The organism is Brevundimonas sp. UBA5936 (assembly GCA_002430835.1).
Lineage (GTDB): Bacteria > Pseudomonadota > Alphaproteobacteria > Caulobacterales > Caulobacteraceae > Brevundimonas.
This window is the reverse complement of sequence record DJDA01000112.1, coordinates 14,766-29,521: the sequence shown is the minus strand read 5'-3', so window position 1 is coordinate 29,521 and position 14,756 is coordinate 14,766. Positions and strand designations below refer to the sequence as shown.

The 14,756-nt window shown below is 67.2% G+C and carries 17 protein-coding genes; 4 read left to right on the top strand and 13 right to left on the bottom strand.

The window, feature by feature from the left end:
- Positions 1 to 48: 48 nt before the first annotated feature.
- A complete protein-coding gene (recO, locus tag B2Y21_RS10745; RefSeq protein ID WP_292059652.1) occupies positions 49 to 780 on the bottom strand; it encodes a DNA repair protein RecO in 732 nt (243 codons plus the stop codon).
- Positions 780 to 1,235, bottom strand: coding sequence for a nuclear transport factor 2 family protein (locus B2Y21_RS10740; RefSeq protein WP_292059649.1), 456 nt, complete (start codon positions 1,233 to 1,235; stop codon positions 780 to 782). The genes recO and B2Y21_RS10740 overlap by 1 nt, the downstream gene beginning before the upstream one ends.
- A gap of 91 nt (positions 1,236 to 1,326) precedes the next feature.
- Between B2Y21_RS10740 and B2Y21_RS10735 the strand changes: the two genes are divergently transcribed.
- Both B2Y21_RS10735 and B2Y21_RS10730 read left to right on the top strand, forming a co-directional pair.
- Positions 1,327 to 1,767: a VOC family protein gene (locus B2Y21_RS10735; RefSeq protein ID WP_200215882.1), complete on the top strand. Its 441-nt coding sequence runs from the start codon at positions 1,327 to 1,329 to the stop codon at positions 1,765 to 1,767.
- A 114-nt stretch (positions 1,768 to 1,881) separates the two neighbouring features.
- Complete coding sequence (locus B2Y21_RS10730; protein ID WP_409410766.1) at positions 1,882 to 3,390, top strand: acetyl-CoA hydrolase/transferase family protein; 1,509 nt, start codon at positions 1,882 to 1,884, stop codon at positions 3,388 to 3,390.
- Positions 3,391 to 3,550: 160 nt separating this feature from the next.
- Here the strand turns inward: B2Y21_RS10730 and B2Y21_RS10725 are convergent, their stop codons facing one another.
- From B2Y21_RS10725 to folK, 11 genes are all read right to left on the bottom strand, one after another.
- Positions 3,551 to 4,789, bottom strand: coding sequence for a serine hydrolase domain-containing protein (locus B2Y21_RS10725; RefSeq protein ID WP_200215879.1), 1,239 nt, complete (start codon positions 4,787 to 4,789; stop codon positions 3,551 to 3,553).
- A 4-nt stretch (positions 4,790 to 4,793) separates the two neighbouring features.
- Positions 4,794 to 5,759, bottom strand: a complete 966-nt coding sequence (gene era, locus B2Y21_RS10720; protein WP_003165376.1) for a GTPase Era — start codon at positions 5,757 to 5,759, stop codon at positions 4,794 to 4,796.
- A complete protein-coding gene (gene rnc, locus B2Y21_RS10715; RefSeq protein ID WP_200215877.1) occupies positions 5,756 to 6,472 on the bottom strand; it encodes a ribonuclease III in 717 nt (238 codons plus the stop codon). The genes era and rnc overlap by 4 nt, the downstream gene beginning before the upstream one ends.
- Complete coding sequence (gene lepB / locus B2Y21_RS10710; protein WP_200215875.1) at positions 6,472 to 7,398, bottom strand: signal peptidase I; 927 nt, start codon at positions 7,396 to 7,398, stop codon at positions 6,472 to 6,474. Before lepB ends, rnc begins: the two co-directional genes overlap by 1 nt.
- A 112-nt stretch (positions 7,399 to 7,510) precedes the next feature.
- Positions 7,511 to 7,912 carry a holo-ACP synthase gene (acpS, locus tag B2Y21_RS10705; RefSeq protein WP_003165381.1) on the bottom strand — a complete coding sequence of 134 codons (402 nt, stop codon included), beginning with the start codon at positions 7,910 to 7,912 and terminating at the stop codon, positions 7,511 to 7,513.
- On the bottom strand, positions 7,909 to 8,667 hold the full coding sequence (locus B2Y21_RS10700; RefSeq protein ID WP_292059640.1) for a pyridoxine 5'-phosphate synthase: 759 nt from the start codon (positions 8,665 to 8,667) through the stop codon (positions 7,909 to 7,911). Before B2Y21_RS10700 ends, acpS begins: the two co-directional genes overlap by 4 nt.
- Before the next feature lie 15 nt (positions 8,668 to 8,682).
- Positions 8,683 to 9,267 carry an orotate phosphoribosyltransferase gene (gene pyrE / locus B2Y21_RS10695; protein ID WP_003168111.1) on the bottom strand — a complete coding sequence of 195 codons (585 nt, stop codon included), beginning with the start codon at positions 9,265 to 9,267 and terminating at the stop codon, positions 8,683 to 8,685.
- Between the two features lie 45 nt (positions 9,268 to 9,312).
- Positions 9,313 to 10,092: a TIGR00730 family Rossman fold protein gene (locus B2Y21_RS10690; RefSeq protein WP_292059639.1), complete on the bottom strand. Its 780-nt coding sequence runs from the start codon at positions 10,090 to 10,092 to the stop codon at positions 9,313 to 9,315.
- A 37-nt stretch (positions 10,093 to 10,129) separates the two neighbouring features.
- On the bottom strand, positions 10,130 to 12,283 hold the full coding sequence (locus tag B2Y21_RS10685) for a RelA/SpoT family protein (RefSeq protein ID WP_200166889.1): 2,154 nt from the start codon (positions 12,281 to 12,283) through the stop codon (positions 10,130 to 10,132).
- Positions 12,284 to 12,450: 167 nt separating this feature from the next.
- Entirely contained in the window at positions 12,451 to 12,810 is a 360-nt protein-coding gene (gene rpoZ / locus B2Y21_RS10680) for a DNA-directed RNA polymerase subunit omega (RefSeq protein WP_125899808.1), read from the bottom strand.
- 130 nt (positions 12,811 to 12,940) lie between these two features.
- Positions 12,941 to 13,507, bottom strand: coding sequence for a 2-amino-4-hydroxy-6-hydroxymethyldihydropteridine diphosphokinase (gene folK, locus B2Y21_RS10675; RefSeq protein ID WP_292059637.1), 567 nt, complete (start codon positions 13,505 to 13,507; stop codon positions 12,941 to 12,943).
- A gap of 22 nt (positions 13,508 to 13,529) precedes the next feature.
- Here folK and B2Y21_RS10670 point away from each other — a divergent pair, with 22 nt between their 5' ends.
- Positions 13,530 to 14,111 (top strand): NYN domain-containing protein, encoded by a 582-nt coding sequence (locus B2Y21_RS10670; RefSeq protein ID WP_200166885.1) that lies wholly within the window; start codon positions 13,530 to 13,532, stop codon positions 14,109 to 14,111.
- Entirely contained in the window at positions 14,108 to 14,752 is a 645-nt protein-coding gene (locus B2Y21_RS10665) for a uracil-DNA glycosylase (protein WP_292059634.1), read from the top strand. Before B2Y21_RS10670 ends, B2Y21_RS10665 begins: the two co-directional genes overlap by 4 nt.
- Positions 14,753 to 14,756 lie beyond the last annotated feature (4 nt).

The window sequence follows — 14,756 nt, the reverse complement described above, 5'->3', positions numbered from 1 at the left end:
GCCAGCAAGCCCGAGGGTGACGGTGAGGTTTCAACCGCCTTACCGGAGTTAAAGCCGCCCCGCCTCGCCCAGCTTGTCGATCATCCAAACGCGCGCGGGCGGCAGCGGCCGGTTCAGGGCGTGGAAGACGAACTGCTCAAGGAAGTGCCCCGTCAGCTCCAGCCCCGCCTTCACGTCGCCCTCGCCCAGCCCGGCCTGCGCGCCCAGCATGAAGGGCGGCAGGGCCAGCAGCTTGTCGGCATAGGGCGCGCCCGCCTCGCGGCTGACGGCGCGGCCGGTGCGAGGGCTGACCCAGACCAGATCGTCCATCGACCCCGTGGAGGCACAGCGCGACAGGTCGAGACCGAAGCCCAGATCCTCCAGCAACCCCGCCTCGAACCGCACGAAAATGGCGGGCCAGACATCCGGCACGGCGAACGCCCCCATCAACGCCTCGAAGGCGTAGAAGGCGCCCGGATGCGGCTCCCGTTCCGGCAGGGCGCCCTGCGCCACCGCAGCGGCGGCGCTGAGGCCGGTCAGGGCCAACGGGTCGTCGAACAGGGCGGCAGGGCCTTCGCCCACAGGCTCCAGCCGCGCCGAGCCTAGCTGATCCGACGTCCGCGACCGCAGATCGGCCACGACCCGCGCGCCCGGCTGAAGAAAGGGCCGCATCCGACGCGACGCCCCGCCCGCGACATAGGCGGCGCGGCGACCGTGCCGCTCGGTCAGCAGGTCGACCACCGCCCCCGTATCGCCATGCGCCCGCGCCGACAGCACGAAGGCGTCGTCCTGAACCTCCATCAGTCAGCCTTGATGGCGTCGACGACGGCGCGCGCCTTGTCGTTCGGTACGGCGAAGCTGAGGACGTATTGCTCGATCTTCCAGCCGTCCTCTGTCAGACGCAGCACGCCCGAGCCGCGCGTGGTGCCATAGGCGTCGTTGTCCAGCACCTCGTCGAACCAGGCGACGCAGCGGCACTCGATCGGAGCGAGGGTCACGGTTCGCGCTGTCGGGCGATAGGTCCAGCCCTTGCCCTGCGAGAAATAGGGCGTGGCGTAGGCGCGGAATTCCGACAGGCTCCACCGCTCAGCCGCATCGGTGCCGATGAAGCGGGCGTCCGGCGTGAAGGTCGCGAAATAGGCCTCGCCGTCCGCCACCGAGGCGGCGGCGTGCATGGCGTCCAGCGTGCGCTCGATCGGCGTGGTCTCTGCGGGCGCGGCGGACAGTTGAAGCATCATCAGGGCGGCGGTGATCATGGCTTTGTTCTAGTCCTGTTCCGTCAATGGGGGAAGCGCCGGGAAACGACGCCCGCCTGGCGCGTTCCGGCTCCATCCGAAGGAGGATCCCATGAAGATCGTCACCAGCCTCAGCTTTCAGGGCCAGTGCCGCGAGGCGCTGGAGTTCTACGCCCGCGTGCTGGGCGGCAAGGTCACGGCCGCCTTTCCGTACGGCGACGGCCCGCCCGACATGCCGGTCGATCCCAAATACAAGGACTGGCTGATGCACGGCTGGCTGGAGATCGGGGATCAGGCGATCATGGGGGCCGACCTGCCGCCCGAGTTCGCGCCGAATATCGACAAGCCCAAGAATGGCTTCGACGTGTCGTATCACACCGACGACCTCGCCAAGGCGCGACAGGTCTTCGACGCCCTGTCCGAAGGCGGCAAGGTGTCGATGCCCTTCGCCGAAACCTTCTGGTCGCCCGGCTTCGGCAGCTTCACCGACAGGTTCGGCATCCCCTGGATGGTCAACACCAACCCGACAGAGGCGTGGAAACCGGGCGGTTGACGCCTTTGTGATCACGGACTGTTACGACCAAAGCCGTATTGGAATCAGGGTGATGCGGCGCCTATGTCCGCGTCGTTCCTTGAGCCCTCCCCGGCTCCAGTCGTCAGGTTTGCGATGTCCCGCGTCCGTAACGCCGCCCTCAAGTCGAAGATCATGTCCGCCCAGGACGCCGCCGCCCTGATCCCGGCCAACTCGACCGTAGGGATGAGCGGCTTCACCGGCTCGGGCTACCCGAAGGTCGTGCCGATGGCCCTGGCCGAGCGGATCGAGGCCGAGCACGCGGCGGGCAATCCGTTCAAGCTGAAGGTCTGGACCGGCGCCTCCACCGGGCCGGAACTGGACGGAGCGCTCGCAAAAGCCGACGGCATCGAGTTCCGCCTGCCCTACAACTCCGACCCCATCGCCCGCGAGAAGATCAACAAGGGCGAGATGGAATATCTGGACATGCACCTGTCGCAGGTGGCGCCGGTGGCCTGGCAGGGCTTCCTCGGCCCGCTGGAGACGGCAGTGGTCGAGGTCTCGGGCATCCGTGAGGACGGGGCGCTGATCCCCTCGTCCTCCATCGGCAACAACAAGACCTGGCTGGACCGCGCCGACCAGATCATCCTTGAGGTCAACAGCTGGCAGAACGCCGCGCTGGAGGGGATGCACGACATCTACTACGGCACGGCCCTGCCGCCCGCGCGTGTGCCGATCCCGCTGACCAAGCCGACCGACCTGATCGGCGAGACGGTCTTCCGCGTCGATCCGTCCAAGATCGCCGCCATCGTCGAGACGGACAGCCCCGACCGCAACCTGCCCTTCGCCGCGCCGGACGCCAGCGCCACTGCCATCGCCGGGCATCTGATCGAATTCCTGCAGCATGAGGTGAAGCTGGGCCGCCTGCCCGCCCATCTGCTGCCGCTGCAATCGGGCGTGGGCAATGTCGCCAACGCCGTGCTGGCGGGGCTGGCCGACAGTCCGTTCGAGAACCTGACCGCCTATACGGAGGTGCTGCAGGACGGGATGCTGGACCTGCTGGACTCAGGCAAGCTGACCGTCGCCTCGGCCACCGCCTTCTCGCTCAGCCCCGAGGCCGCCGCCGATCTGAACAGCCGGATGGAGCAGTTCCGCGGCAAGATCATCCTGCGCCCGCAGGAAATCTCGAACCACCCGGAGATCATCCGCCGTCTGGGTTGCATCGCCATGAACGGCCTGATCGAGGCCGACATCTACGGCAACGTCAACTCGACCCACGTCATGGGCTCGCGCATCCAGAACGGCATCGGCGGCTCGGGCGACTTTGCGCGCAACGCCTACATCTCCTGCTTCGTCACGCCGTCGACGGCCAAGGGCGGCAAGATCTCGGCCATCGTCCCCATGGCGAGCCACGTCGACCACATCACCCAGGACGTGCAGGTCATCGTCACGGAACAGGGCCTGGCCGACCTGCGCGGCCTCTCGCCCAAGCAGCGCGCGCGGGTCATCATCGCCAACTGCGCCCACCCCGACTATCGCGACGCGCTGAAGGACTATTACGACCGCGCGCTGGAAGGGTCATACGGCCTGCAGTCGCCGCACCTGCTGACCGAGGCGCTGTCGTGGCACCAGCGCTATATCGAGACGGGGTCGATGCAGGCCTGATCGGTCTGAAGAGGCCCTCCTTTCTCCTTCCCATGCAATGGGGAGGGGGACCACGAAGTGGTGGAGGGGCTTAACCACGGCGGAACCAAGCAGCCCCTCCGTCTCGTCGGCTATCGCCGCCGATCCACCTCCCCATGAAATGGGGAGGAGAATACCGATCCTAGCGCGCCAGCGCCGCCGGGAACGGACGGCCGAGAGCTTCAGCCATGGCCTGCTGGTTGATCAGCAGCACCTGATCGCGCAGGTGGTAGTTGTTGGACAACACCACCACCGTCACTTCCTGATCCGGCTGGTAGGAGACCAGGTTGCGGAAGCCCGCCCAGCTGCCGGTGTGGTAAATCTGGCGATCGCTGAACGGCGATGATGTCCGCTCGCCCAGGGCGCTAACGTAGATGCCGTAGCCATAGGCCCGATGCGGGCCGCGCCGCTCGGGCATGTCGTCCGGGGCGTGGTCGGCGATCAGATCGGCGTAGGCCTTGTCGCTCAGGATGTGGCCCTGATGCAGGGAGCGGTTCCAGGCCAGCACGTCGTCCAGCGTCGAATACAACGCTCCGGCGCCCGCCACGACGCTGACGTTGGCGATGGGCTGCGGCGTCAGGCCCGCCGGAAACAGGCCGTAGCCCATGGCCAGTCCCTGGGCGTCGTTATTCACGTCCGAGCCGGTGTCCTTCATGCCCAGGGGCTTAAGGATCGCCTGCTCCATATAGGTCTCGAACGGCTGGCCGCTGGCCTTTGACACGATCTCGGCCGCCAGGTTGAAGGCGGCGTTGTTGTAACGAACCTTCGTGCCCGGCTCGAACTGCAGGCCATAGCGGGCCGAGGTCTCGGTCAGTTCCTGCGGCGTGCGGTGGGTGACGCGAATACGCCCCCACTCGGCCTGGGCCATCACGTCCGGAATGCCCGAGGTGTGCGACAGCAGGTGATGGATACGCAGCGGCCGCCAGGCGTCGGGGCACGGCTCGATCCACTTGCAGACGGGATCGTCAACCGACAGCCTGCCCTCGTCCTGAAGCTTCATAACGGCGACGGCGGTGAACTGCTTGGACACCGAGGCCAGGCGGAAACGGGTGTCCAGGGCGAAGGGCGTGTCCTGCTCATAGTTCGCCTTGCCGTAGACCTGGCGGAACAGAACCTGATCGCCTCGGGCCACCAGCACGGCGCCGGTGAACTGCTTGCTGGCCGCCAGATGGTCCAGTCGCTCCTTCAACTGCGGCAGGGCCTCGACCACCTCGACCGGCGGGCGCTTGGGCAGGTCTGTCCGATAGACGGCGGCCGCCTGGGTTTCCGGCGCGACGGCCTTGACGAACCACGCGCCCGCGCCGGCCGAAATCAGGCCGGCGGCGACGAGGGAACCGAGGAACCAGGGCCTTCCGCCCGCGGTCTTGGGAACGATGAACACGAGACTAGACGTCAAACTCCAGGCCGAACTGGGCGTACAATGCCTTTGAGTCTTGCCATTTGGGATCGACCTTGACGGTCAAAAACAGGTGAACGGGCCGATCCAGGATCTCGATCAGCTCTTCGCGCGCCTTCTGGCCGATCCATTTCAGGGTCTGGCCGCCCTTGCCCAGGACGATCGGGCGCTGGCTTTCGCGCTCGACATAGATGGTCTGTTCAATGCGGGCCGAACCGTCCGCCTTGTCCTCGAACGAGGTCGTCTCGACCGCCGCCGAATAGGGCAGCTCCTCGTGCACGCGCAGATAGACCTTCTCGCGGGTGATCTCAGCCGCCAGGACGCGCAGGGGCACGTCCGCCGACTGATCTTCCGGGTACAGCCACGGCCCCTCGGGCATGGCCAGGGCCAGGCGCGTCTTCAGATCGTCCACGCCGTCGCCGCTGAGGGCCGAGATCATGAAGACCTCGGAATAGACGCCCGTCTCGAACAGGCGCTGCGACAGGGCCAGAAGGGTGTCGCGGCGCATGCCGTCGATCTTGTTCAACGCCAGGATGACCTTGGTGTCGGTCGCCTTCAGATTGGCGATGATGGTCTCTGTGTCCTCGGCCGAGCGACGGTCGGCGGCGGTGCCTTCGCGACCTTCAGCGTCGATGTGCGACTGGGCGTCGATCAGGTGGACGACCACGTCCGCGTCCTGCGCCCCGCCCCAGGCCGAGGCGACCATGGCGCGATCCAGACGGCGGCGCGGCGTGAAGATGCCGGGCGTGTCCACCAGCACGATCTGGGCGTCGCCCTTGATGGCGATGCCGCGCACGGGGAAGCGCGTGGTCTGGACCTTCTGGGTGACGATGGAGACCTTGGAGCCGGTCAACCGGTTCACCAGCGTCGACTTGCCCGCATTGGGCGCGCCGATGATGGCGGCGAAGCCCGCACGCTGGCCGGTGATCTCGGTGGTTTCGGTGGTCTCGGTCAAATTACGTCTTCTCGTTTCAATAGGGCGATGGCGGCGGCCTTTTCCGCCTCCTGTCGCGAACGTCCCTGGGCGCGGGCCGGTTCATAGCCGGCCACCGTCGCCTCGACCGTGAAGGTCGGCGCGTGATCCGAGCCGGTGCGCTGGACCACTTCATAGGTCGGCAGCGGACGGCCCTGGCCTTGCGCCCATTCCTGCAGGGCGGACTTGGGGTTGGTCACCGCCGCACTCGGAGGCGCGGCCAATTCCTCGGCCCAGGCGCGTTCGAACACGGCCTGAGCGGCGATCAGACCGCCGTCGCGATAGACGGCCGCCAGGATCGCTTCCACAGCATCGGCGATGACTCCGGCCTTTCTGCGGCCGCCGGTCTTGGTCTCGCCGGGCGACAGGCGAAGCGCGTCGCCGACGCCCAGCCGCTCGCCCACGCGGGCGCAGGCGCTCTTGTCCACCAGGGCGTGCAGGCGGGCGGACAGTTGCCCCTCGTCCGCCGACGGATAGTCGCGCACCAGTCGATCCGCGACCAGCAGGCCCAGCACCCGGTCGCCCAGGAACTCCAGCCGCTCATTGTCGGCGGGCGTCTGCGGCCCCGCCCCCTCGCCCACGCTGGAGTGCGTCAGGGCGCGCTCCAGCAGGGAGGCGTCCTCAAAGTCATGGCCCAGGCGCTGGCGCAGGGCCGCCACGGCCTCGGCGCGCACGTTCGTGCGTCCGCCGGCCATCAGTCGAGGATCTTGAAGAACCGGCTGAAGCGCACATTGGCGAACCAGCTGACCGGGTTGAACAGCGAGGCGCCCGGCGTCCACGAGAACATGATGATCTCGGCCTTGCCGACCAGATTCTCGGCCGGGACCATGCCCACGCCCGCCGACATCTCGACGCGGCTGTCGATCGAGTTGTCGCGGTTGTCGCCCATCATGAAGTAGTGGCCGGCCGGAACCTCATACAGCGGGGTGTCGTCCAGATCGCCGCCGGGGCCGAAGTCCTGCGTCATGAAGGTGCGGCCGCCCGGCAGGGTCTCGCGCACCTGGGTCACGGCGCGCGGGCCGAACATGTCCGCCATCTGGGCGCGGCTGACCACCACGTCCTGAACCGGCGCGCCGTTGATGTAGAGCTTGTTGGCGATCATCTGCACCTTGTCGCCCGGCAGGCCGATCACGCGCTTGATGTAGTCCGTCTTGTTGTCGCGCGGCAGCTTGAACACGGCGATGTCGCCGCGCTCGGGCGCCTTGCCCAGGATGCGGCCGTTGAACACCGGCGGGCTGAACGGGATCGAGTGCTTGGAATAGCCGTACGACCACTTCGACACGACGATGTAGTCGCCCTCGTACAGGTTCGGCTCCATCGAGGCCGACGGGATGGTGAAGGGCTGGAACAGCAGCACACGCAGCACCAGCGCGATCAGCAGGGCGAAAACGACGGTCTTGATGATCTCGACCGTTTCGTTGCTCGCGGACTTTTCTTTCTTCACTCGCTTGGCCTTCCTGGCGCGCCGGGGCGCATAGATCGGGGTCTCGCTGTCGAGGGCTTCGGGGTCGTCCCCCATGTCGAAGGGCGCGTCGCCGTCGTCGCTCCAGATCGGCCGTTGGTCAGCCGGATCGAGGGCTGGGTCGGCTGCTCCGCCGTTCGCCTTGGGGTCGTCGCTCATCGTCTGCTCGAATCCCCCGCCGAACGCGGGGTTTGAAGGTCGAGGCGTAGTCGCTGAACCCGCCGCGAGCAAGACTCTGGATGATGAAGGAACCGCAACCTTCGCGGCGGCGTCAGGCCTTGGGCAGGGCCTCGATCACCACGAAGGCCAGAGCGTAGGGGTGTTCGTCGCTGAGGGTCAGGTGGATGCGCGCCTCATGCCCCGGCGGGGTCAGGCGGGCCAGATGCTCGGCCGCGTGGCCGGTCAGGGCCAGCGTCGGCTGGCCGGACGGCAGGTTCACCACGCCCATGTCGCGCCAGTAGACGTCGGAGCGCATGCCGGTGCCCAGGGCCTTGGCGCAGGCCTCCTTGGCGGCGAACCGCTTGGCGTAGCTCCACGCCGGGTCGGCCTTGCGGTCCGAACGGGTGCGCTCCAGCTCGGTGAAAACGCGCTGTTTGAAACGGTCGCCGAAACGGTCCAGCGACGCCTGGATGCGGCGGATATCCGACAGGTCGGCGCCGACGCCGATGATCATGACCCCGATCCTGAAATCGCCTCGTCCATCGCCGCGCGCATGCGGCGGATGGCGGCGTCCAGACCGACGAATACCGCCTCGCCGATCAGGAAGTGGCCGATGTTCAGTTCGACGATCTCACGGATGGCCAGAACCTCGCTCGCCGAGGCGTAGTCGAGGCCGTGCCCCGCATGAACCTCCAGCCCCAGAATGTCGGCCTGTGCGGCGGCGGCGGCCAGACGGTCGAATTCCGCCGCGCGCACGGCCGGGTCGGTCAGGTGGCAATAGCGGCCGGTGTGGAACTCCACCACCTGGGCGCCGACGGCGGCGGCGGCCTCGACCTGATCCTCGGACGGTTCGATGAACAGGCTGACGCGGATGCCTGCGTCGGACAGGGCCTTCACCACCGGAGCGATGCGGGCCTCATGCCCGGCGACGGCCAGACCTCCCTCGGTCGTCACCTCCTCGCGCCGCTCGGGCACCAGGCAGGCTGCGTGCGGCCGGTGGCGCAAGGCGATGGCCAGCATCTCCTCCGTCACCGCCATCTCGAAGTTCAGCGGCTTGTCCGCGCGGCGGCACAGGGCCGTCAGCACGTCGATGTCGGCGTCGGTGATGTGGCGGCGGTCCTCGCGCAGGTGGGCGGTGACGCCGTCGGCGCCCGCCGCCAGCGCCGCCTCGGCCGCGCGGGCCGGATCGGGATGAGCGCCGCCGCGCGCGTTACGAACCGTGGCGACGTGGTCGATATTGACGCCCAGACGAACCCGCTGACGCTTCATCCCGTTCTCTCTTTCCTATTTGGACAGGCGACGGCTGCCCGGATCCTCGACCGGCAGGGCGGCCAGCTCCGGCGGCAGGGCGTCGGCCGGATAGGCGGGCACCTCCATCGAAGCCAGCGCGATCAGGGGCACGCCCACGTCGACCTTGCCGCCCGAACGGTCGACGATGCAGGCGGCGGCGACGACATGGCCGCCCGCCTTCTGGATGGCGGCGATGCATTCGCGCGACGACAAACCCGTGGTGACGATGTCCTCGACCATGACGATCTTCTCGCCCGGCTCGACCGAGAAGCCGCGACGCAGTTTGAACTCGCCGCCCTCGCGCTCGACGTACATGGAGCGGACGTTCAAGTGCTTGGCCGTTTCATAGCCGGGGATGATGCCGCCGACGGCGGGCGAGATCGCCGCGTCGACCGGGCCGACCGTGGCGACGATCTTTTCCGCCAGCGCCTTGCACAGGCGCGCGCAGCGGGCGCCGTCCATGAAGACCAGGTTCTTCTGCAGGAAGACCGGGCTGTGCAGGCCGGACGAGAGGACGAAATGGCCTTCGCGCAAGGCGCCGGCGTCGCGGAATTCGTTGAGGACGTCTTCAGTGTTCATGAAAGCCGTCCTTAGACCCTGCGGCGGTCGCCCTCAACCCGCGCCCTATTTGATCTCGCAGTTGGGCTTCAGTCCGCCTTCCAGCAGCTTGGCCCACACCGTTTCGGCGTCGTCGGCGAAGGCGAACAGATCCATGTCCGACGCCTTGACCATGCCGTGCTCGATCAGAACGTCGAAATTGATGACCGAGCGCCAATAGGCCTCGTCGAACAGGACGATGGGAATCGGCGGCGCCTTGTCCGTCTGGCGCAGCGTCAGGATCTCGAACAGTTCGTCCAGCGTGCCGAAGCCGCCGGGGAAGACCACCAGGGCGTTGGCCCGCATGGCCAGGTGCATCTTGCGCATGGCGAAGTAGTGGAACTGGAACGTCAGTTCGGGCGTCGACCAGGGGTTCGGAAACTGCTCGTGCGGCAGGGTGACGTTGAAGCCGATGGACGGCGCCCCAGCCTCATGCGCGCCCTGGTTGGCGGCCTGCATGATGCCCGGCCCGCCGCCCGTGGCGATGACGTTGTCGCGCACCTCGCCCGGCTCGCCCCGGAAGGCGCCGCCGCGTTCAGAGGCGATGCGGCCGAACTCGCGCGCCTGCTCGTACCAATAGGCGTGACGGCCGTCGCCGTTCACGCCGACGCGGGCGCTGCCGAAGACGACGATGGTCGAACGCACGCCCCAGGCCTTCAGCGCCTGCTCGGCCTTCTCGTACTCCATCAGGAAGCGCACGCCGCGCATCGACTCACCCAGCAGGAAGTCCTGATCCAGGGCGGCCAGACGATAGGAGGGCGAGGCCATCTGGGCCTCGTTGGCGAGCTTCTGTTGTTCGGGGGACATGATGGCCTTGTCGTAAAACACAAAGAGGCGGCGGCGATCAGCCGCGCGCGCGGTCGACGGTGTCGACGGACGGATTGGCCCGAAGGGCCGCGATGATCATGGTCGCATGGCGGGCGTCTTCAACCTCCACGTCGATATCGACGTCGAAGAAGTCCTGCTGGCGGTGCGCCATGCTGAGATTGAGGATGTTGCCGCCCGCCTCGCCGATGATGGTGGCGACCTGGCCCAGAACGCCGGGGGCGTTCTTCATGGTGGCGTGCAGCTTGACCGCGCCGACGGCGCTGCGCTCGGCCTGCGGCGTCCATTGCAGATCCTGCCAGACGGAATCGTCGTCGGCGAAGTCGGCCAGGGTCTGGCAGTCGATGGTGTGAACCGTCAGCCCCTTGTCCGGCTCAAGGATGCCGACGATGCGGTCGCCGGGCACAGGAGAACAACACTGGCCGAAGTGGATGCTGACGCCCGGCGTCAGGCCGCTGCCGCGCACGAACAGGCGCGGCGATTCCGCGCCGATGCGCTTGCGTTCGGGGCCGGCCTTCAGCTGGCCCTTCAGCGCCGGGAACAGGGTCTCGGCCACGCGCGTGGCGGTCAGACGGCCCCGGCCGATGGCGTCGAACATGTCGTCTTCCGACGGCATGGCGAAGGTCTTCAGCACCTCCGTCAGCTTGACGTCGGCCAGCGACTTGCTCGCCCGCTCCAGCGTCTGCTCCAGCGTCGTCTTGCCCAGGCGCACGAACTCTTCACGCTCCGAGGTGCGGATGTGGCGGCGGATGGCCGAGCGGGCGCGGCCCGTGACCGTCAGACTGCGCCAGTCGGTCGGCACCTCGCGCTTGGTCCCACGGATGATCTCGACCACGTCGCCGTTCTGAAGCGCCGTGCGCATGGGCTTCAGCTCGCCGTTGATCTTCACCCCGACGGCCGTATCGCCGACCTCGGTGTGGACGGCATAGGCGAAGTCCAGCGGCATCCCGCCGCGCGGCAGGGTGATCAGCGTCCCCTTGGGCGTGAAGACGAAGACCTGATCCAGATACATTTCGAGCTTGGCGTGCTCGACCCAGTCCTCGCCGCCTTCCCCGTGCTCGATCACCTGAACCAGATGGCGCAGGTTCAACAGGGGGTCGCGCCCGCCGTCCGCCTCCATGGCCTCGCGGTCGAAGCCGTAGGACTGGTTCTTGTAGGCCCAGTGCGCCGCCACCCCGTCCTCGGCCACGCGGTCCATGATCTCGGTGCGGATCTGCATCTCGATGCGCAGACCGCCCGGCCCGACGACCGTGGTGTGCAGCGAGCGGTAGTTGTTCGACTTGGGCGTCGAGATGAAATCCTTGAACCGCTCCGGCACCATCGGCCAGGCCCGGTGGATAACGCCCAGGGCGCGGTAACAGTCGTCCTCGCTCTCGACGATGACGCGGAAGCCGTAGATGTCCGACAGGGACGAAAAGCCGACTGTCTTGCGCTGCAGCTTGCGCCAGATGGAATAGGGCGTCTTCTCTCGGCCCTTGACTCGCGCGGTCAGCCCCGCCTCGGACAGCACCCGTTCGATCTCAGGCGAGACGGCCTCGATGGCGCTGCCGTTCTCCAGCTTCAGCGCCTCCAGACGACGCTGGATGGCGACGCGCGCCGTGGCGTTCAAATGCTCGAACGCCAACTCCTCCAGCTCGGCGGCGATGGAGTGAATGCCGATCGACCGGCCGAGCGGGGCGTAGACTTCCAGCGTCTCGCGGCTGATGCGCTCGCGCTTCTCAGGCTTCACGAAGTGAAGGGTGCGCATGTTGTGCAGACGGTCGGCCAGCTTGACCAGCAGCACCCGCACGTCGCGCGAGATGGCGAGTATGAATTTGCGCAGGTTCTCGGCCTGACGCGTGTGCTCGGCCTGAAGCTCCAGCCGCGACAGCTTGGTCACGCCCTCGACCAGGACGGCGACCTCTTCGCCGAACATCTCGGCGATGTCCTCGCGGGTGGCCGAGGTGTCCTCGACCACATCATGCAGCAGGGCTGTGACGATGGTCGCCGTGTCCAGCCGATAGTCGGTCAGAATGCCCGCGACCTGGATCGGGTGGGCGAAATAGGGATCGCCCGAGGCCCGCAACTGCGAGCCGTGCATCTTCATCGCGTAGACATAGGCGCGGTTCAGCAGCGCTTCATCGGCGGTCGGGTCATAGGCCTTGACCGCCTCGATCAATTCGAACTGGCGCATGATCGGTGCGCGTTTGGGTTCAGACAATACAGGGCCTTCAGACGACTTCGGCGCCGCCCCAGCAGGGGGCGACGCCGACTTGTCTTGCAGATTCGCGGGTTGGTCCATCGGCGTGTCCGCCAGGGGCCGCGCCGTTGGGGGAGTGACGCCAGTGACCGGCTGCGCCGTCAGTAGCGTTCCTCCTGGCCCCCATCGCGATCGCTTTGCAGCGCGCGGATCAGTTCGGCTTCAGCCATGTTCATGTGCTGCGGCTCGGCCAGCAGGGCCACGACTTCGGCTTCATCCTCAGCCTCGGTGCGCTCGTCGACGCGCTGCAGCGTGGTGATGATGTTCTCGCGCAGTTCTTCCGGGGTGACGGTGTCCTCGGCCAGTTCGCGCAGGGCGACGACCGGGTTCTTGTCGTTGTCGCGGTCCAGCGTCAGCGGCGCGCCGTTGGCGATGTTACGGGCGCGGTGACCGGCCAGCAGAACCAGACCAAAGCGGTTCGGCACCTTCTCGATGCAGTCTTCGACAGTGACGCGGGCCATGAAATTCCTCTGGCGGCAGGGAGAACCGCACAAAATATAGGTTGAAAGCCGATTGTGCAACGCCGCGAAGGCGGCATTGGGGCGGATCGGCGTGAGTTGCGCCTCCCCTCGCCCGATAGTCCGCCTCGCGTCAACCCCTCGGCAGAGGTCGTGCGTCTTCGCCGACCGTGGCCGCCGCCGCCAGATCGCGCGCCCGACGGCCGCAAACCGGATGCGCCCACTCCGGCGCCACCTCGGCCAGCGGCCCCATGACGAACAGCCGGTCGGCCGCGCGCGGGTGCGGCAGGATCAGCCCGTTCAGATCGCCGCTGAGACGCCCATAGGCGATCAGATCCAGATCCAAGGTTCGCGGCGCATTGCGCGCCGTCCGCACCCGCCCGAACAGATCCTCGATCCGCCCCAGGGTCTGCATCAAGGTCGAAGCGTCATGGAGGGTGCTGACCACGGCCACGCCGTTCAGGAAGGGCGGATCGCTCGGATCGGGCCAGGCCTGCGACGACCACCAGGACGAACGGGCCAGCACATCCACCCCCTCGGCGCGGAAACGGGCCAGCGCCGCCTCCAGCGCCTCGACACAGGAGGACCAATCGCCCTTGTCATTGCAGCCCAGTGCGACGATGACTGCCGCGTCCAGATCGAGCTCGCCCCAGGATTCCCCTGCGCCGTCATCGGTCGGGGCTTTCATTTTCTCGACCATATCGACGGACTCATTTTCGTTCATGACCGACCACCCCGACGACCGCATCGCCCTGTTCATCGACGGCGCCAACCTCTATTCGGCCGCGCGCGCCCTGAACTGCGATCTCGATTTCAAGAAGCTCTCGACCTGGTTCGTCGGCGAAGGCCGCTTGATCCGCGCCTATTATTACACGGCCATCGTCGAGGGCGAAGAATTCTCGCCCGTGCGGCCGCTGGTCGACTGGCTCGACTACAACGGCTTCACCGTCGTGACCAAGCCGGTCAAGCGCTTCACCGACGCCCAGGGCCACAGCCGCATCAAGGGCAATATGGACATGGAGATCGCCGTCGACATGCTGGAGCTGGCGCCGCGCCTGGATCAGGCGGTGCTGTTCTCGGGCGACGGCGACTTCCGCCGTGTGGTGCAGGCGCTGCAGGCCAAGGGCGTGCGCGTCACCGTCGTTTCGACGGTCAAGAGTCAGCCGCCCCAGATTTCCGACGACCTGCGCCGTCAGGCTGACGCCTTCATCGATCTGGCCGACATCATGAATCAGGTCGGCAAGCCCAAGGCCGCAATGAATCAGGGCGTGACCCGCACCCTGGACCGGAGCGACCGCGCGTGAGCGCAGCGTTGAACCCGGAACCGGCGCGCGACTGTCCCCTGTGTCCGCGCCTGGTCGCCTATCGCGCCGAGAACGCGCGTCAGAACCCGGACTGGTGGAACGGTCCGGCGCCCTCGTTCGGCGATCCGAACGCGCGCCTGCTAATCGCGGGTCTGGCGCCGGGCCGCACCGGCGCCAATCGGACCGGACGCCCCTTCACCGGGGACCACGCAGGCTGGCTGCTGTACGACACGCTGAAGAAGACGGACTTCGCACAGGGCCGCTATGATCCTGACGGGCACGACGACCTGACGCTGATCGACTGCATGATCACCAACGCCGTGCGCTGCGCTCCGCCGCAGAACAAGCCGACGGCGACGGAAGAGAACACCTGCCGTCCCTTTCTGGTGGATCGGCTGACCGCCCTGCCCCGGCTGAAGGTGATCGTGACCCTGGGCGACGTGTCGCGGCGCAGCATCCTGCGCACCTTGGGCTATCCCGGCTCGGCCATTCCTGCCGGGCATGGGGTCGAGGGCAAGGTCGGCCCCTATACGCTGATCAACAGCTATCACTGCTCGCGGTTGAACACGAATACGGGGCGTCTGACGGCGGAGATGTTCGAAGACATCTTCATTCGCGCCAGGGCGGCGCTGGAGGCCTGAGACC